The organism is Pseudomonas sp. H2_A10, from assembly GCF_054680085.1.
This window is the reverse complement of sequence record NZ_CP162821.1, coordinates 4,333,907-4,349,431: the sequence shown is the minus strand read 5'-3', so window position 1 is coordinate 4,349,431 and position 15,525 is coordinate 4,333,907. Positions and strand designations below refer to the sequence as shown.

Annotated in this window: 14 protein-coding genes; 3 read left to right on the top strand and 11 right to left on the bottom strand. The window is 61.7% G+C overall.

Annotation, left to right across the window (positions count from 1 at the left end; genetic code table 11):
• Positions 1-21: 21 nt before the first annotated feature.
• Positions 22-2,076 (bottom strand): transketolase, encoded by a 2,055-nt coding sequence (gene tkt, locus AB4O23_RS20375; protein WP_460106178.1) that lies wholly within the window; start codon positions 2,074-2,076, stop codon positions 22-24.
• A 174-nt stretch (positions 2,077-2,250) separates the two neighbouring features.
• Between tkt and AB4O23_RS20370 the strand changes: the two genes are divergently transcribed.
• Positions 2,251-2,475, top strand: a complete 225-nt coding sequence (locus tag AB4O23_RS20370; protein ID WP_017528011.1) for a DUF465 domain-containing protein — start codon at positions 2,251-2,253, stop codon at positions 2,473-2,475.
• A 126-nt stretch (positions 2,476-2,601) separates the two neighbouring features.
• On the opposite strand, the gene hglS is transcribed toward AB4O23_RS20370, so the two are convergent.
• A complete protein-coding gene (gene hglS, locus AB4O23_RS20365; RefSeq protein WP_017528010.1) occupies positions 2,602-3,978 on the bottom strand; it encodes a 2-oxoadipate dioxygenase/decarboxylase HglS in 1,377 nt (458 codons plus the stop codon).
• Between the two features lie 289 nt (positions 3,979-4,267).
• Here hglS and AB4O23_RS20360 point away from each other — a divergent pair, with 289 nt between their 5' ends.
• Positions 4,268-5,677 (top strand): OprD family outer membrane porin, encoded by a 1,410-nt coding sequence (locus AB4O23_RS20360; RefSeq protein ID WP_135196532.1) that lies wholly within the window; start codon positions 4,268-4,270, stop codon positions 5,675-5,677.
• A 116-nt stretch (positions 5,678-5,793) separates the two neighbouring features.
• Here the strand turns inward: AB4O23_RS20360 and AB4O23_RS20355 are convergent, their stop codons facing one another.
• Positions 5,794-6,108: an SCP2 sterol-binding domain-containing protein gene (locus tag AB4O23_RS20355; protein ID WP_005788868.1), complete on the bottom strand. Its 315-nt coding sequence runs from the start codon at positions 6,106-6,108 to the stop codon at positions 5,794-5,796.
• Positions 6,109-6,164: 56 nt separating this feature from the next.
• Positions 6,165-6,875 carry a histidine phosphatase family protein gene (locus tag AB4O23_RS20350; RefSeq protein WP_135196533.1) on the bottom strand — a complete coding sequence of 237 codons (711 nt, stop codon included), beginning with the start codon at positions 6,873-6,875 and terminating at the stop codon, positions 6,165-6,167.
• Between the two features lie 195 nt (positions 6,876-7,070).
• Between AB4O23_RS20350 and sohB the strand changes: the two genes are divergently transcribed.
• Entirely contained in the window at positions 7,071-8,096 is a 1,026-nt protein-coding gene (gene sohB / locus AB4O23_RS20345) for a protease SohB (RefSeq protein ID WP_017528007.1), read from the top strand.
• 51 nt (positions 8,097-8,147) lie between these two features.
• On the opposite strand, the gene dhaL is transcribed toward sohB, so the two are convergent.
• The 7 genes from dhaL to AB4O23_RS20310 form a co-directional block, all read right to left on the bottom strand.
• Complete coding sequence (dhaL, locus tag AB4O23_RS20340; protein ID WP_065878333.1) at positions 8,148-8,792, bottom strand: dihydroxyacetone kinase subunit DhaL; 645 nt, start codon at positions 8,790-8,792, stop codon at positions 8,148-8,150.
• 3 nt (positions 8,793-8,795) lie between these two features.
• Positions 8,796-9,797 carry a dihydroxyacetone kinase subunit DhaK gene (locus tag AB4O23_RS20335; protein WP_137220261.1) on the bottom strand — a complete coding sequence of 334 codons (1,002 nt, stop codon included), beginning with the start codon at positions 9,795-9,797 and terminating at the stop codon, positions 8,796-8,798.
• Between the two features lie 144 nt (positions 9,798-9,941).
• Complete coding sequence (locus AB4O23_RS20330; protein ID WP_460060359.1) at positions 9,942-11,057, bottom strand: MDR/zinc-dependent alcohol dehydrogenase-like family protein; 1,116 nt, start codon at positions 11,055-11,057, stop codon at positions 9,942-9,944.
• 25 nt (positions 11,058-11,082) lie between these two features.
• Complete coding sequence (locus AB4O23_RS20325) at positions 11,083-11,838, bottom strand: SDR family oxidoreductase (RefSeq protein WP_017528003.1); 756 nt, start codon at positions 11,836-11,838, stop codon at positions 11,083-11,085.
• A gap of 89 nt (positions 11,839-11,927) precedes the next feature.
• A complete protein-coding gene (locus tag AB4O23_RS20320) occupies positions 11,928-12,935 on the bottom strand; it encodes a substrate-binding domain-containing protein (RefSeq protein ID WP_017528002.1) in 1,008 nt (335 codons plus the stop codon).
• A gap of 37 nt (positions 12,936-12,972) precedes the next feature.
• Positions 12,973-13,962: an ABC transporter permease gene (locus AB4O23_RS20315; RefSeq protein ID WP_017528001.1), complete on the bottom strand. Its 990-nt coding sequence runs from the start codon at positions 13,960-13,962 to the stop codon at positions 12,973-12,975.
• Complete coding sequence (locus tag AB4O23_RS20310; RefSeq protein WP_017528000.1) at positions 13,959-15,446, bottom strand: sugar ABC transporter ATP-binding protein; 1,488 nt, start codon at positions 15,444-15,446, stop codon at positions 13,959-13,961. Before AB4O23_RS20310 ends, AB4O23_RS20315 begins: the two co-directional genes overlap by 4 nt.
• Positions 15,447-15,525 lie beyond the last annotated feature (79 nt).

The following is a 15,525-nucleotide window of genomic DNA, read 5'->3' as shown; positions in this document are numbered from 1 at the left end:
AAGCCCCCTCCCACATGTGGTTTAGTGTTGATTCAGTTGGATCTGCGCTTTGGCTTGCTTCACCACATGCTCCACCGTAAAGCCGAATTTCTCCTGCAGCTTGGCCAGCGGCGCCGACGCGCCAAAGCTGTTCATCACCACCTTGGCGCCGGTTTGTCCGACATAACGGTCCCATCCCAACGGCCCTGCCTGTTCGACCACTACCCGTGCCTTTACCGCCGGTGGCAACACGCTGTCGCGGTAAGCCTGGTCCTGTTCTTCGAACAATTCCCAGCTGGGCATCGACACCAATTGCGCGGCGACCCCTTCGTTGGTGAGCTGTTCATAGGCCGCCACGGCCAGGCTGACTTCGCTGCCGGTACCGATCAGGACCACTTCGGGCTTGTTCGCCCCGGCCAACACATAAGCGCCCTTGGCTGCGCCAGTCGCTGCCGCATACTTCGTGCGGTCCAGGGTCGGCAGCGGTTGGCGTGACAGCACCACGCAGCTCGGCCGATGGGTTTGCGCCAGGGCGACTCTCCACAGCTCCAGGGTTTCATTTGCATCGCCAGGGCGCAGGGTCAGCAGCCCCGGCGTGGCGCGCAATTGCGTCAGGTGTTCGATGGGCTGGTGGGTCGGCCCGTCCTCGCCCACGCCGATGGAGTCGTGGGTGAACACAAACACCACCGGCAACTCCATGATCGCCGCCAGGCGGATCGGCGGTTTCATATAGTCGCTGAATACCAGGAACGTCGAGGTGTACGGGCGCAGGTAGGACAGCGCCATGCCATTGGCAATCGCGCCCATGGCGTGTTCGCGAATGCCGAAATGCAGGTTACGCCCGCGGTAGTCGTCGGCGCTGAAACGCCCGGCGCCGTCGAAGGTGAGGTGGGTCTTGGTCGACGGCGACAAATCAGCCGAGCCACCGATCAGCCAGGGGATTTGCCGGGCGAAGGCATTCAACACCTCACCGCCTGCCGCACGACTGGCGACGCCTTTGGCATCCGCCGCATAACCCGGCAGATCTGCCTGCCACTGCGCGGGCATTTCGCCGGCGCGCATGCGCCGCAGTTCGTCGGCTAACTGCGGGTCAAGAGCGGCCAGGGTCCGGTTCCATTGCTGGTACAGCGGCTCGGCGCGCGCCTGCAGCGCGTCGCGTAATACCGTGCGTGCCTCATCGGGCACCAGGAAGCTCGAATCCTGCGGCCAGCCATACGCCGCCTTGGTCAGGCGAATTTCTTCATCGCCCAGCGGTTCGCCATGGGCGGCAGCGGTGTTGTGCTTGTGGGGCGAGCCGTAGCCGATCACGCTGTCGACCACGATCAGCGTCGGTGCGCCGGTGTTGACCTGGAAGGTCTCCAGGGCTTCGCTCAATGCCTGCAAGTCATTGGCGTCGGCGACGTGCAAGGTGTGCCAGCCATACGCCTGGAAGCGCTTGATCACGTCCTCGCTGAACGCCAACTCGGTGTGGCCTTCGATGCTGATGGTGTTGTTGTCGTAGATCCAGCACAGGTTATCCAGCTTCAAATGCCCGGCCATCGATGCCGCTTCGCTGCTGATGCCTTCCATCATGTCGCCGTCGCCGCACAGGGTGTAGACGTTGTAGTCAAACAACACCTGGCCGTCGCGGTTGAAGCGCTCGGCCAGCCAACGCTCGGCCATGGCCATGCCCACGCTGTTGGCGCAGCCTTGGCCCAACGGCCCGGTAGTGGTCTCGACGCCGGTGGTCATGCGGTATTCCGGATGCCCTGGGGTTTTTGAGTCGGCTTGGCGAAACTGCTTGATATCGTCCAGGCTGATCGCCGGTTGCCCGGTGCGTTGGCCCTGGGCATCGATCTCCACCACACCGGCAAGATGCAACAGCGAATACAGCAGCATCGACGCATGCCCCACCGACAACACAAAACGGTCGCGGTTGGGCCAGTCGGGATGCGCCGGGTGATACCGCAGGAACCGGCTCCACAGCGTATACCCCACCGGCGCCAGGCCCATGGGCGTGCCGGGGTGGCCGGAATTGGCCTTCTGCACGGCGTCCATGGCCAGAGTGCGCAGGGTGTTGATGCATTGAGTGTCGACAGTGGTAGCCGCGTGAGTCATGAAACCGGTCTCCCTCGAAGGACGATCTATTGTTGAGGGCAGGGCGTCGCAAAGGTTTTGTCCCATCGCCGTTACCGCGACGAACGGGGCGTATTGAGCGCAAACATGACAAGACCGCCAGGAATGGGCTAGCTTCAAGGGCGTAGACCATTGATCAACATGCGGAGGTACGCCATGCCAGTGAAACACGACCTGTATCAGGATTTGGGGTTGAGCAAGGAAGTCGTTCACGAACGCAGGGCGAACGATAAACGCCTGGACTCGCTGCTCACGCAATATGACGCTGCCGACGGGGAGGTGCTCAAGGCGGAATCAGCCAGTGCCAGCGATGAAGATGTTGAGAAACTGAAGAAAAAGCGGCTTCTGATCAAAGATGAAATTGTGGGGCGATTGGGTTAAGCAGTCCCGCAACGACCGTGGCGAGGGGGCTTGCTCCCGATAGCAGTGTGTCAGGCACCGATGCATCAACTGACACGCCCTCGCCACCCACACGCCTTTGCCATTGGAGCGGCGCGGGCATCGGGTTTAGGCCAGCAGTGCGTCCAGGCACGCATCCACCGAGCGTTGCTGCGTTTGCGCATACAACTTCAGCTCATCAATTGTGTTGCGCCCCAGCGCCTGTTCGAACGCCGCCTGGTTCGAATGGGCCGCGTAGTGGCTTTGCGCGCCATCCCCCAGGTTCGACTGGAAGATCCCCGCCGCGCTCACCGGTAGAAAGTCCTCATACACCAACGGCTCTACATCGACGTGGCCGGCGGCGACCAGAGCCTCCAGCGTGCGTGGTTGGTCGGCGTGGCCGCGTGCCGCGAGGCCTTTTGGCGTGGCGAAGTAGCGGAAGTACGCCAGGCCCTGTTCGCGCATGTGTGCGTGGTTGTCGGGGAAGGCCTGGAAGTGCTGCTCCATCAATTGTGTGTAGCGTGCGGCGTTAGCCTCGTTGGGGAATGCGCCCAGTTCGTCGCGGGCGGCGTTCAGCAGTTGGTCGTAGAGGGCGCGGCCCTTGGGCGTCAGCGCGACGCCGCGTTGTTCGATTTCGCCGAAACGTGCGCTGTGGCTGCCTTGGGCGTCGGTGAAGGCGATGGCTTCGTCAAGGGCTTTGAAGCTGGTCTGGCGCAGCAGGATCGGGCACTGGCGGCGCGGCGGGCCTTCGATCACGGCCTTGGGCGTGATGCCTTTGCCGGGCATGGCGGCCTGCACCTGGTCGATGTCCAGGGTGCGCGGAGTCAGATGGTTGATGTGCGGGCCCTTGAACGCGACGACGTCGGCGATCAGGCGGTGCTGGTCGCTCAGTTGCTGGTATTGCGCGGCGGTGACGGTGGCGGCGTGGTGCCAGCGGAAGGTTTCCAGGGCCTCGCGGATAAAGTGCGCGGCGTCCTCGGCATCGAGGCCGCCGTCTGTTTCCGCCTGCCCAATCAGCGCCAGGGCGCCTGGGCTGAAGATCGACCGTTTGGCCAGGGCGGTTTCGGCGAAAGCGCGCAACTCGCGATTTTCGATCAGCTCCAGGCGCAGCAACGAGGTGAACACACGAAACGGGCTGGTTTGCAGCGCATGCTCATGGACCGCGCGAAACGCTGTGGAATGCACCGGCACGCCCGCCGGCGTGAGGTCGTAATAGCCCACCGGCTGCATGCCCATCACTGCGAACAGGCGGCCGATGGTCGCCAGTTCCGCTGCAGTGCCCAGGCGGATGGCACCGTGGCGCTCCCTGTCCAGGCGCTGGATCTCGCCGGTGCGTTGCAGTTGTTGCGCCACACCCGGTTCGCTCTGGAGCACGCGAGTGTTGACCTCGGCCACCAGATCCATCAGCGCGCCGTACAGGGGAACTTCATCTCGGTACATATCGGACATGGCCTTGGAAAAGCCCTTGCGGATCTCGTCGGGGCTCACATGTGCGGTACTTGGCATAGAAAAATTCCTGATGACGGACGTGATAGGTGTGACCGTTTTCTGGATTTTGTTGGGCCCAGGGTGCGCTTGCAAACGAAGATTCCTCTGGACTTCATTCTGCAAATGAATGAGATGACACGAATATGTCAAAAACCGCGCCTGGCAAAACTTCATTTTCGAGCGGTTTTCCTAACTTATTCTTCACGGAGTCCGCCCCGGCCCCCATGAAACAATCGTCACGTTTGTAGGGATGAAAACGCCGTTTCGCACACCTTTTACATAAAAAAATATTCAGGGGCCGTCGTTAATGAAGCTATCTACACTGGCGTTATCCATCACCGCCGCCGTGCTGGCACAGCAGGCTTGCGCGGATGATTTCGGGCTCGGCGCGCTGGGCACGGGCAACGGTCACAGCGGTTTTGTGGAGGACAGTCATGCGTCCATCAGCTCACGAACCATGTACTACAGCGCAGACAACCGCTCGGGTACCAACAACGACCTGCGCGAAGCCGCAACCGCGCTGCGTTTTGACTACAAATCCGGCTTTACCCAAGGCACGCTCGGCGTCGGTTTCGACGTGATGGCGTTCGGTGCCTTGCGCCTCGATGGCGGCGACGGTCACGCCGCCGGCCCCGGCCTGGCGGGCAACGGCAACAGCTTCTTTCCAACCAGGAACAACGGTACCGAACCTGCCGACTCCTTTGGTCGCGCTGCGGGTAATGTGAAGTTCAGGATTTCCCAGACCGAATTGCACGTCGGTGGTGGCCTGGCACCGGTGTTGCCCATCCTGGTCGCCAACGACAGCCGTGTGGCGCCGCAGACCTTTGACGGCGGCGTTCTGACTTCGAACGACATCCCCAACGTGACCTTCACCGGCGGTGAGCTGAACCGCGTCGAAGGCCGTGCTTCCAGTAACTCCACGGGGTTGAGCGTTGCCGGTGGCCAGCGCGATAGCGACAGCTTCAAATTCGGTGGCGTGGACTACAAACCCTTCGGTTCATCCGACAACAGCCTGGCAAAAAACCTGACGCTGCAGTACTACTACGCGCAGCTGCAGGACTTCTACAAACAGAACTATGTAGGCCTGGTGCACGTGCTGCCGTTGGGCAATGACCAATCGTTCAAGACCGACCTGCGTTACTTCGACAGCACCAGCGACGGCAAGAATGGTTCGAGTGGCTATGCGTTCAACAACAACGGCGGCTATGCCAAGCATGCTGGCGAAGTGGACAACAAAACCTACAGCGCAGCCTTCACTTATCAGTTGGGTGGCAGCAGCCTGATGCTCGGCCACATTGGCGTGGGGGATGACGGTGGCTTCGTCTGGGTCAACCAGGGCAGCCTGGCCGACCCGCACGCGCAAGGCGCCGGCGGCAGCGACTTCTACCTGTTTACCGATGCGGTGGTCGGCCAGTTCTCCCGGGCAGGCGAGCAGGTCAACTTCGGCCAGTATGCCTATGACTTCAAGGCCTACGTACCGGGCCTGAAGGCGTCCGTGGCGTATCTGGACGGCAAGGACATCAAGTCCAATGTCGCCGGTGGCCCCGACCAGAAAGAAAACGAAGCCGACTTCCGCTTGGACTATGTGGTGCAGGCAGGTCCGCTGAAAGGCTTCGGTACCACCTTGCGTACCGGTACCTATCACGGCAAAAACACCGGCACCGCCGACCAGGACCAGACCCGTCTGATCTTCAACTACACCTACGCGATCTTCTAACCGGGCTGCGCCCCACTGTGTAGGTACCCGGCGTTGACGGTGAGCTACCAGCGACGCAAAAAAATGTGGGAGCGGGCATAAGCCCGCTCCCACAGAGATTCAGGGTTGCCCGAGAATCAGGAAGGGAACAACTCGCTCAGCTTCATCGCCAGCATCATGTCGCCTTCGGTGCGCAGCTTGCCGCCCATGAAGGCCTGCATGCCGTCGGTGGAACCGTCGACGATGCCTTCCAGGGTTTCGCTGTCCATGACCAGGGTCACTTGGGCGTCCGGGTTTTCGCCTTCTTGCAGCTCGCAGGTCTTGTCTTTGACAACCAGGGAAAAATTCTTGGTGTCGTCAATGCGGAAACCGAATACCAGGTCCAGGCCTTCGGCAGCGCTTGGGTTGAATTTGGCTTTCATTGCTTCTACGGCTTTAGCTACGTCAGTCATGGTTTCGATCCTTTGGGGTAGAGTCCAGTGACCCTGGGGTCACGGTTGGCCGCAATTCACCGGAAGGTGATGAGCTGCGGCGCCTTCAACAGTTGCAAGTGGGTATGGCTGTTGAAGGAAGCCAGTGCCACCTCGCGACCGCGGAATTTCAGCTGGTTGAGCGAGGTGTTAACAATTTGCCAGTTCAGCTCGAAGGCCTGGGCGGCAGGCATTCGGGTCATCAGGTGGAGCAGGGCGGTGATGGTGCCGCCCGAGGTGAACACGGCGACTTTGTGCGAATTGTCCGCTGCCTCGAGAATACGTTGCAGGCCGCCTTGAACGCGCTCGACGAACCCCTGCCAGCTTTCCAGCCCTGGCGGATCATAGGTGCCGGCCAGCCAGCGCTCGATGATCAGGGCGAAGATGCGCTGGAATTCGCTGCGGTTTTGCGCGCCGTTACGCAGGATGTGCATCGCGTTGGGTTCGGCGCCGAGCAGGTCAGGGAGCAACCCGCGAATAATGGCCTCACCGTCGAATTCATTGAAGGCGACGTCGGTTTCCAGCGGCGGGACCGGCAGGCCCCGGGCGCTGTATTGATCGAACGTAGCGCTGGCGGTGTGCTGTTGGCGGCGCAGGTCGCCGGCTATGCAGCGGTCGAATACCAGGCCCATGTCGGCCAGGTGGCGACCGAGGACTTGGGCTTGTTCCACGCCGAGGGGCGACAGCACGTCGTAATCGTCTGCACCGAAGGAGGCCTGGCCATGTCGAATCAGATAGATGCTGCCCACGTCCGTTTTCCCGGTACGTTGAAAGTCTGGCGAGGTTATGAGGATGCCAGGGAGCTGTCAATGAAAAAACATACGCTTGTTTTAAAAGGCTGTTGGAGTGCTGGGTTGCTGGCGGTTTGATCACTGGCCCGAACGCCTGGCCGCCGGTATGCTGGGACAATCCGCGCCTGGCGCACTGCACTTGTAAGGAGCAACATGGATTTCCTGGCCGAATACGCGAGCTTTCTGGCGAAGACCGTCACCCTGGTGGTCGCTATTCTGGTGGTACTGATCAGCTTCGCGGCATTGCGCAGCAAAGGTCGTCGCAAATCCGCCGGCCAATTGCAGGTCAGCAAGCTCAATGATTTCTACAAAGGCCTGCGTGAACGCCTGGAATCGACCCTGCTCGACAAGGACCAACTCAAGGCCTTGCGCAAGTCCGAAAGCAAAACCGAAAAGAAGAACAGCAAGCATAAACCCGAGGCCAAGCCACGGGTGTTCGTGCTGGATTTTGACGGCGACATCAAGGCCTCGGCCACCGAAAGCCTGCGCCACGAGATCACCGCGCTGCTGAGCCTGGCCACGCCCAAGGATGAAGTGGTGCTGCGCCTTGAAAGCGGCGGCGGCATGGTCCACAGCTACGGCCTGGCGTCCTCGCAACTGGCGCGTATCCGCCAGGCGGGCGTGCCGTTGACCGTGTGCATCGACAAGGTAGCGGCCAGCGGCGGCTACATGATGGCGTGCATCGGCGAGAAGATCATCAGCGCACCGTTCGCCATCCTCGGCTCCATCGGCGTAGTGGCGCAGTTGCCCAATGTGAACCGCCTGCTGAAAAAGCACGACATCGACTTTGAAGTGCTGACCGCCGGTGAATACAAGCGCACCCTCACGGTATTCGGCGAAAACACCGAAAAAGGCCGCGAGAAGTTCCAGGAAGACCTGGACATCACCCATCAGTTGTTCAAGAACTTCGTGTCGCGCTATCGCCCCCAATTGGCGATTGATGAGGTCGCGACCGGGGAAGTGTGGCTGGGTGTTGCGGCGCTCGACAAACAACTGGTCGACGAACTGCAGACCAGCGACGAATACCTGGCCACCAAGGCCAAGACCGCCGAGGTGTTCCACCTGCACTATGCCGAGCGTAAAAGCCTGCAGGAGCGCGTGGGCCTGGCGGCCAGCGGTTCGGTGGACCGCGTGCTGCTGACCTGGTGGAGCCGCTTGACCCAGCAGCGCTTCTGGTAACCCAAAACTGAAATCCAGGTAATCCCTTGTGGGAGCGGGCTTGCGGCCCTGTCAGGTCAAGCGGGGCTGGATAGAGTCCGCCAACCGCGTAAGGATCAGGCAGCACGACACCGCTCCGGCATCCAGCACGCCCAGTGAACGTTCGCCCAGGCGACTGGCGCGGCCGATCTTCGCTACCAGGTCCTTGGTCGAATCGCGGCCCTGGGACGCGGCGGCTTTCATCGCGTCCAGCGCGCCGTTGAAGGTCACCCCCGAGGCATGTGCCTGTTCAAAGGCTTCCACTGCCGGGATCAAGGTGTCCATCAGGCACTTGTCGCCTACACCGGCCTCGGTAATGTCTTGAAGCGATGTCAGCCCGCCGCGCAGCAGGTGAGCGAAGATGGCGGCATCGATGTCTTCGCTGCCCCGCACTTCATCGGCCATGCCGATGAACAGGCTGCCATACAACGGGCCCATAGAGCCGCCGATGCCTTCCATCAGGCTCAGGGTCAGTTCATCCAGTGCTTCGGCGAGGGTCAGCTGCCGGCCTTCGATCGTGCGCCCGCAATGGGCGAAACCCTTGGCCATATTGATGCCGTGGTCGCCGTCGCCAATGGCACCGTCGACCTCGCTGAGGTACTCACGGTTGGCCGTGATCACGCTGACCAGGTCGGCGACGATGGCGCTGCCCTCGTGGGTGGAAAAATGCTGGCTCATGGTTCAGTCCGCCTGGGTCATGCCGATGGAGCGGCAGGGTTGGTCGATGAGGGTTTTGAGTTCGGCATCGAGGCCGAGCAGGGTCAGGGTCACGCCCATCATTTCAAGGGAAGTGAAGTAGTTGCCGACGTAGCAGCGATGGATCTTCAGCCCCTTGGCCTTGAGCTGTTTTTCGACCTCAGCGTAGAAAATGTACAACTCCATCACCGGCGTGGCGCCGAGCCCCGAAACCAGCACCACCACACTGTCGTCCTGGCTGAAATCGCGGTCTTCAAGGATCGGCGCGAGCATGCGTTCGGCCATCGCGGCGGCCGGTTCGACAGGGATGACTTGAATGCCCGGTTCGCCATGATGACCGATGCCCAGCTCCATCTGGCCAGCGGGGATCTGGAAGTTCGGTTTGCCCACGGCCGCAATGGTGCAGGGGGTGAGACCGATGCCGATCGAGCGACAGTGATCGACGGTTTTCTGGGCAACACGAATCACGCCATCCAGATCGTAATGCTGGGCGGCAGCGGCGCCGCCGACCTTCCACATGAAAATTTCGCCGGCCACGCCACGGCGCTTGGCAATCTCGGCCTTGGGCGCCGAGGCCACGTCGTCGTTGGCGACCACTGTGCGGATGCGCATGTCTTTGCTGGCGGCCATCTTCATGGCCAGCTTCACGTTCATATTGTCGCCGGCATAGTTGCCGTACAGGCAGGCTACGCCGGCACCCTGGTCGGCGGCCCGGAAGGCGTCGAAGAAGCTTTTGGCGGTGGGCGAGGAGAAAATCTCGCCCACCGCCACCGCGTCGACCAGGCCCGGGCCGACATAGCCGAGAAACGCAGGCTCATGGCCCGAACCGCCGCCGGTGACGATGCCGACGCGGCCCTGGCCCGATGGCCTGGCCTTGACGATGACGCGCGGGTTGGCCTCGTCTTGGCGCAGTTCGGGATGCGCGACCAGGATGCCGCGCAGCATGTCCTCGACCACTTGGTCCGGATCGTTGATGACTCGATTCATAACGCGGGCTCCTGTTTTTTTATTGGTTCACCACTATCCAGGGTGGGAGGGCGCTCCCGATAGCGGTGTGTCAGTCAGCTTATCTATCACTGTTAAATCGCAATCGGGAGCAAGCCCCCTCAGACCTTTGGATAGGTGGTGGGCTTAAGGCTGCAGTACAACCTTGAGTGATTTATCGCCACGCTCCATCACTCCAAACGCTTCCTTGAAGTCCGCCAGCGCAAACTTGTGGGTCACCACATCGCGCATGTCGATCTTGCGGTTGCCGATAAAGTCGATGGCCCTCGGGTACATGTACGGCCCCAGGTGCGAGCCCAGGATATCCAGTTCCTTGCGGTCGCCAATGATCGACCAGTCCACCGTGACCTCGTCGTTGAACACGCTGAATTCGACAAACCGCCCCAACTTGCGCAGCATCGCCAGCCCCTGGTTCACCGCTTTATGGTGCCCGGTGGCTTCGATATAGATGTCGCAACCGTAGCCGTCGGTGATCTCGCGGATTTTCGCCAGTACGTCCACTTCGGCGGGGTTCCACACCTCGTCCGCGCCCATGCGCAGGGCGAGGGCGGCGCGTTCGGGTTTCATGTCCAGCACGATGAGTTTTTTCGGATTGCGCAAACGCACGGCGCCGATGATGCCCAGGCCCAGTGTGCCGGCGCCTGCGACCACCACGATATCGTCATGGTCGACATTCGCGCGTTCCGCCGCGTGCAGCGAGCAGGCCAGCGGTTCGATCAGGATCGCCTCGTCAGGCGCAATGGACTCCGGCACTTTGTGAATAATACCTTCCTTGGTGAAGATCATGTACTGGGCCATGGCGCCCTGCACATTGTTCTGAAAACCATAGAGGTCATGCTTCTGGCACATCCAGTACTGGCCGTGGTTACAGAAGCGACAGCCCCAGCACGGCACGATCTGCTCGGAAATCACCCGGTCACCGACGGCCACGCCGCGCTTTTCCGCGCCAGGGCCCAGTGCGACCACGCGGCACACGAACTCATGCCCAGGGATCATCGGTGGCTTCACGTAGCGGGGTTGCTCGGCGTCACCCCAGAACGACGGGGCGCCGCGATAGGTCTTGATATCACCCATGCAAATGCCGCACAGCTCGACCTTGGTGAGGATTTCATCGGGGCCGGGGGTGGGGACGTCGACGGTTTCCAGGCGGTAGTCTTCCGGGCCGTGGCAGACCACGGCCTGCATGGTTTTCGGGATAGCCGGGGACAGCTGTTCTGGTGTGCGTTCGGTAGCGGTGGACATGACAGGACCTCACGAAAAAAATCAATTACTGAATGCTGTAGCCGCCGTCGATCACCATGTTGGCGCCGGTGACCATCTGGGCCGCGTCGCTGAGCAGGTACAACGCCAGCCCGGCGATTTCTTCGGGTTGGGCAAAACGGCCCGCCGGGATCTGCAATTTGGCCCGCTCACCCACGTCGCCGGCCCAGGCTTTTTTGCCCAGGGCGGTCTCGACAATGGTGGGCGAGATGGCGTTGACGGTAATCCGGGGCGCCCATTCCATGGCCAATACCTTGGTCATGCCGACGATGGCCGCTTTGCTCGCGCAGTAGGCGACGTGCCGGTCCAGGCCGATCACGGCGGCCTGGGAGGCGAGGTTGACGATGCGTCCGCTGCCTTGGGCGAGCATGTGCCGGGCACAGGCTTGCGCCACGAAAAAGCTGGCCTTGAGGTTGATATCCAGGGTGGTGTCCCAGGCGCTTTCGCTGACCTGCAGAGCCTTGTCCAGCAGTACCACGCCGGCGCTGTTGATCAGGTAATCCAGGCGTTGGAACTGTTCGAATACGCTGTCGATGGTGTGCTGTATCTGGCCGACCTGGGCGAGGTCGACGGCGATGCCCAGGTGCCCGGCACCCAGCTTGGCGGCCACGTCCACCACCGTCGGGTCGCGGTCCAGCAAGGCCACGCGCGCGCCGCGCTCCGCCAGTAGGTGGGCGCAAGCCAGCCCGATGCCGGCGGCGCCTCCGGTGATCACCGCGCAGCGGCCGGTGAGGTCGAAGGCTTGGTTCCAGAAACCAGACATGAACAGACTCCATTTTTAAGCAGAGGGGAGATCAAAGTGTGGGAGGGAGCAAGCCCCCTCCCACACTTGGCTGTATTTCAAGTCAATAACTACTTGCCGCCGCTGACTTGTTTGTACAGCGCATCCGCATTGGCATTGGTCACCGGCACCCACGGCAGGATGTAGTTCTTGGCGGTGCCATCGGCCCATTTCACATCCTTGCCATACCGCTCCCAGATCACCGACCGGGGCTTGTAGTCTTTACCGGCCAATGCGCGCAATGCCACGTCCAGCGCGCCTTGGGATTGGGCCTGGGCATCCTGGAGGAAGGTGGTGACTTCATCTTTTTTTGCCGCCTGGATCGCGTCCGGCATGCCGTCGATCGACGTCACGGGCACGTCTTTGGCGGTCAGTCCATGGGACTTCAGGGCCTGCACGGCACCGAGGGCCATGTCGTCGTTCTGTGCGATCACGCCATTGATGCCCTTGGGGTGCGCGTTCAGCCAGTCCTCGGTGAGCGCCAAGGCCTGGGCGCGGTCCCAGTTGGCGGTCTTTTTCTCGATAATCTTGATGTCGGGGTATTTGCCCAGCACTTCCAGCTCGCCTTTTTCCCGGTCGATCTGCGCCGACTGGCCAATCGGGCCCTGGATGATCACCACATTGCCTTTGCCCTTGAGCTTGTCGGCCATGGCCTGGGCCTGCAGGCGTCCGCCTTCCACGTCGTCATTGCCCACATACGGCACGCTGGCATCGGCAACTTTGGCATTCGAGGCCACGACGACCACGTCATTGCTCATGGCTGCCTTGACGGTACCGATACCGGCCTTGGTATCGATCGGCACGAACAGAATGGCGTCGAAGCGTTGGGTCACCATGTTTTCGATCTGGTTGTTTTGGGTCAGGGCGTCGTAGTTGCCGTCGAACACGGTCAACTGCACGGTGCCGTCCTTGACCGCCGGATGTTCCTTCAACTCGCGTACCCAGTTCTGCATGAACTGGCCCTTGAGGCCGTAGACGGCCGCGCCGACCTTGTAGGTCTTGCCGTCGGCGGCCAGGGCGATACTGCTGGCGAGCAGGGAGAGAGCCGCCGCGGCGGCAAAGGTGGTACCCAGTTTCATGAGCGGAACTCCAGTTATTGTTGTAGTGGGTCGTTCTCTAGCGTTTTTTCTTGCGCCATACGTCGATCAGTACTGCGAACACGATGATCAGGCCCTTGGCGACCTGCTGGTAATAGGAGGAAACGCCGAGCAGGTTCAGCCCGTTATTGATCACGCCGATCAACAGCGCGCCAAACAACGTGCCGACAATGCTGCCGGTACCGCCCGACAGGCTGGTGCCGCCGATTACCACCGCGGCAATCGCGTCCAGCTCATAAGACACCCCGGCCTGGGGCAGGGCGGATGTGGTGCGCGCCGACAGCACCACGCCGGCCAGCCCGGCGAGCAGGCCCGAGACCACGTACACCGAAAACATCACCTTGCGCACGCCGATACCCGAGGTGCGCGCGCTTTTTTCGTTGCCGCCCACCGCATACACATAGCGGCCGTAGGTGGTGTAGCGCAGCACCATCCAGAAAATCAGCGCGACCACCGCGAAGATCATGATCGGCACCCCAATCGGGCCAACCTTGCCGATACCCAGCGCCAGGTAGGCGTCGGGCAGGTCGGTGATCGGGCTGCCGTCGTTGAGAATAAAGGTCATGCCGCGCGCAATGCTGAGCATGCCGAGGGTGGCCACGAACGGCGGGATCGACAGGTTGGCGACCATGAAACCGTTGACCACCCCAAGCATCGCCCCGGCGAACATCCCGGCGCTGACGGCGGCCAGCAAGCCGTAGCCCTGGGTGGCAACCATGGCGCTGCACAATCCGGCAAAGGCCAGGATCGAACCCACCGACAGGTCGATGCCCTTGGTCAGGATCACGTAGGTCATGCCCACGGCGAGAATGCCGTTGATGGAGGTCTGGCGCAGGATGTCCATCCAGTTGCGCCAGGTCATGAAGTATTCGCTGCAGAACGCCATCACCACGCACAGCAGGATAAACACCAGCGGCAGGCCGAAGCGGTCCAGGGACAGGCGCAGGCGACTGCGCGGCGCGGTGGTGACAGGCACGGTGGCGGGGGCGGAGAGTGTTTTGGCGTTCATGAGGCAAGACTCAACAAGGCTTCCTGGGAAAGGGCAGTGTCGGTGCTGATGGTCACCAGCCGGCCGCCCTTGAATACGGCGATGCGATCGCTCAGGTGCAGCAGTTCCGGGGCTTCCGACGACACCACGATGGCCGCGCCGCCGGCACGTACGAACTGGTCCAGCAGGTGGTAGATCTCCTGCTTGGCGCCTTCATCGATGCCGCGGGTCGGCTCGTCGCACAGCAGGCACACCGGTTCGGTGGACAGGCATTTGGCAAGCACCACTTTCTGCTGGTTGCCGCCGCTCATGGAAGCCACCGGCAGTTCCAGGGAGCTGGTCTTGATCTGCAGGCGCTTGACCATGTCCTGGGCGAGTTGGTTTTCCTTGCGGGCATTGATCAGCGACCAACTCGACAGGCGCTTGTAGGCCGACAGCGCGATGTTCGACAGAATGCTGCCGGTCAGCACCAGGCCGCTGTCTTTGCGGTCTTCGGTGACCAGCGACATGCCGGCGTTGATAGTCGCCTTGGGCAGGCCCGCCGGCATCGGCTTGCCTTGCAGGGTGACGCTGCCGGAGTCCGCCACCGTCAGGCCATAGATACAGTTGAGGAACTCGCTGCGGCCCGAGCCCATCAGGCCATAGATGCCGAGAATCTCGCCCTGGCGCAGGTGCAGGCTGATGTCATGGAATTCGCCGGTGCGGCTCAGGTGGTCGACTTGCAGGCAGGTGTTGGCGGCGCATTCGCGGCCGACCTTGTGGTCGATGCGCGTCAGTTCCTGGCCGACGATGCCGCGCACCAGGTGGTCGCGGTCGATATCGGCCATGCGCCCGCTTTCCACGAATGTGCCATCGCGGAAGATGCTGTAGTCATCGGCGATCTGCGCCAGCTCGCTCAAGCGGTGCGATACATACACGATGCCTGCGCCTCGCGCGGTGAGGCGGCGGATCGCTTTGAACAGGGTCTCGGTCTCACGCTCGCCGATGGCCGACGTCGGCTCGTCCATGATCATCACCTGGCAGTCATGGCTGAACGCCTTGGCGATTTCCACCAGTTGGATCTGCGCCACGCTCAGGCGATGCATGGGGCTGGTGGCGTCGACGTCGAACTCCAGGCTTTCGAGCAGCTCGCGGGTGCGGCGGTTGAGCGTCTTGTTGTCGACGATGCAGCCGGCGCGACGCGGTTCGCGGCCCAGCCAGATATTTTCGGCGACGGTCATAGAGGGGATGGGTTCCAGCTCCTGGGTGATCATCGCGATCCCCGCCGCGAGAGCTTCACTGGGGCGGTTGAACTGCACCGGTGCGCCGTTGAGCAGGAGGGTCCCGGCATCACGCTGGGTGATCCCCATGAGGATGCTCAGGAAAGTCGATTTACCTGCACCGTTGCCGCCGCACAGGGCGTGGACGCTGCCGGCCCGCAGAGAGAGGCGCCCGTCACGCAGGGCAGGGATGCCGGCGTAAGCCTTGGCGACATGTTCAGCCTGGAGCAGTAATGGCGTGGCCATCGGCGTGTCCTCGTGCTGTGAATTCTTATTAGGTCGCACAGTCATGTTTCGCTGTGATCATATGTGTATCAAATGAAAT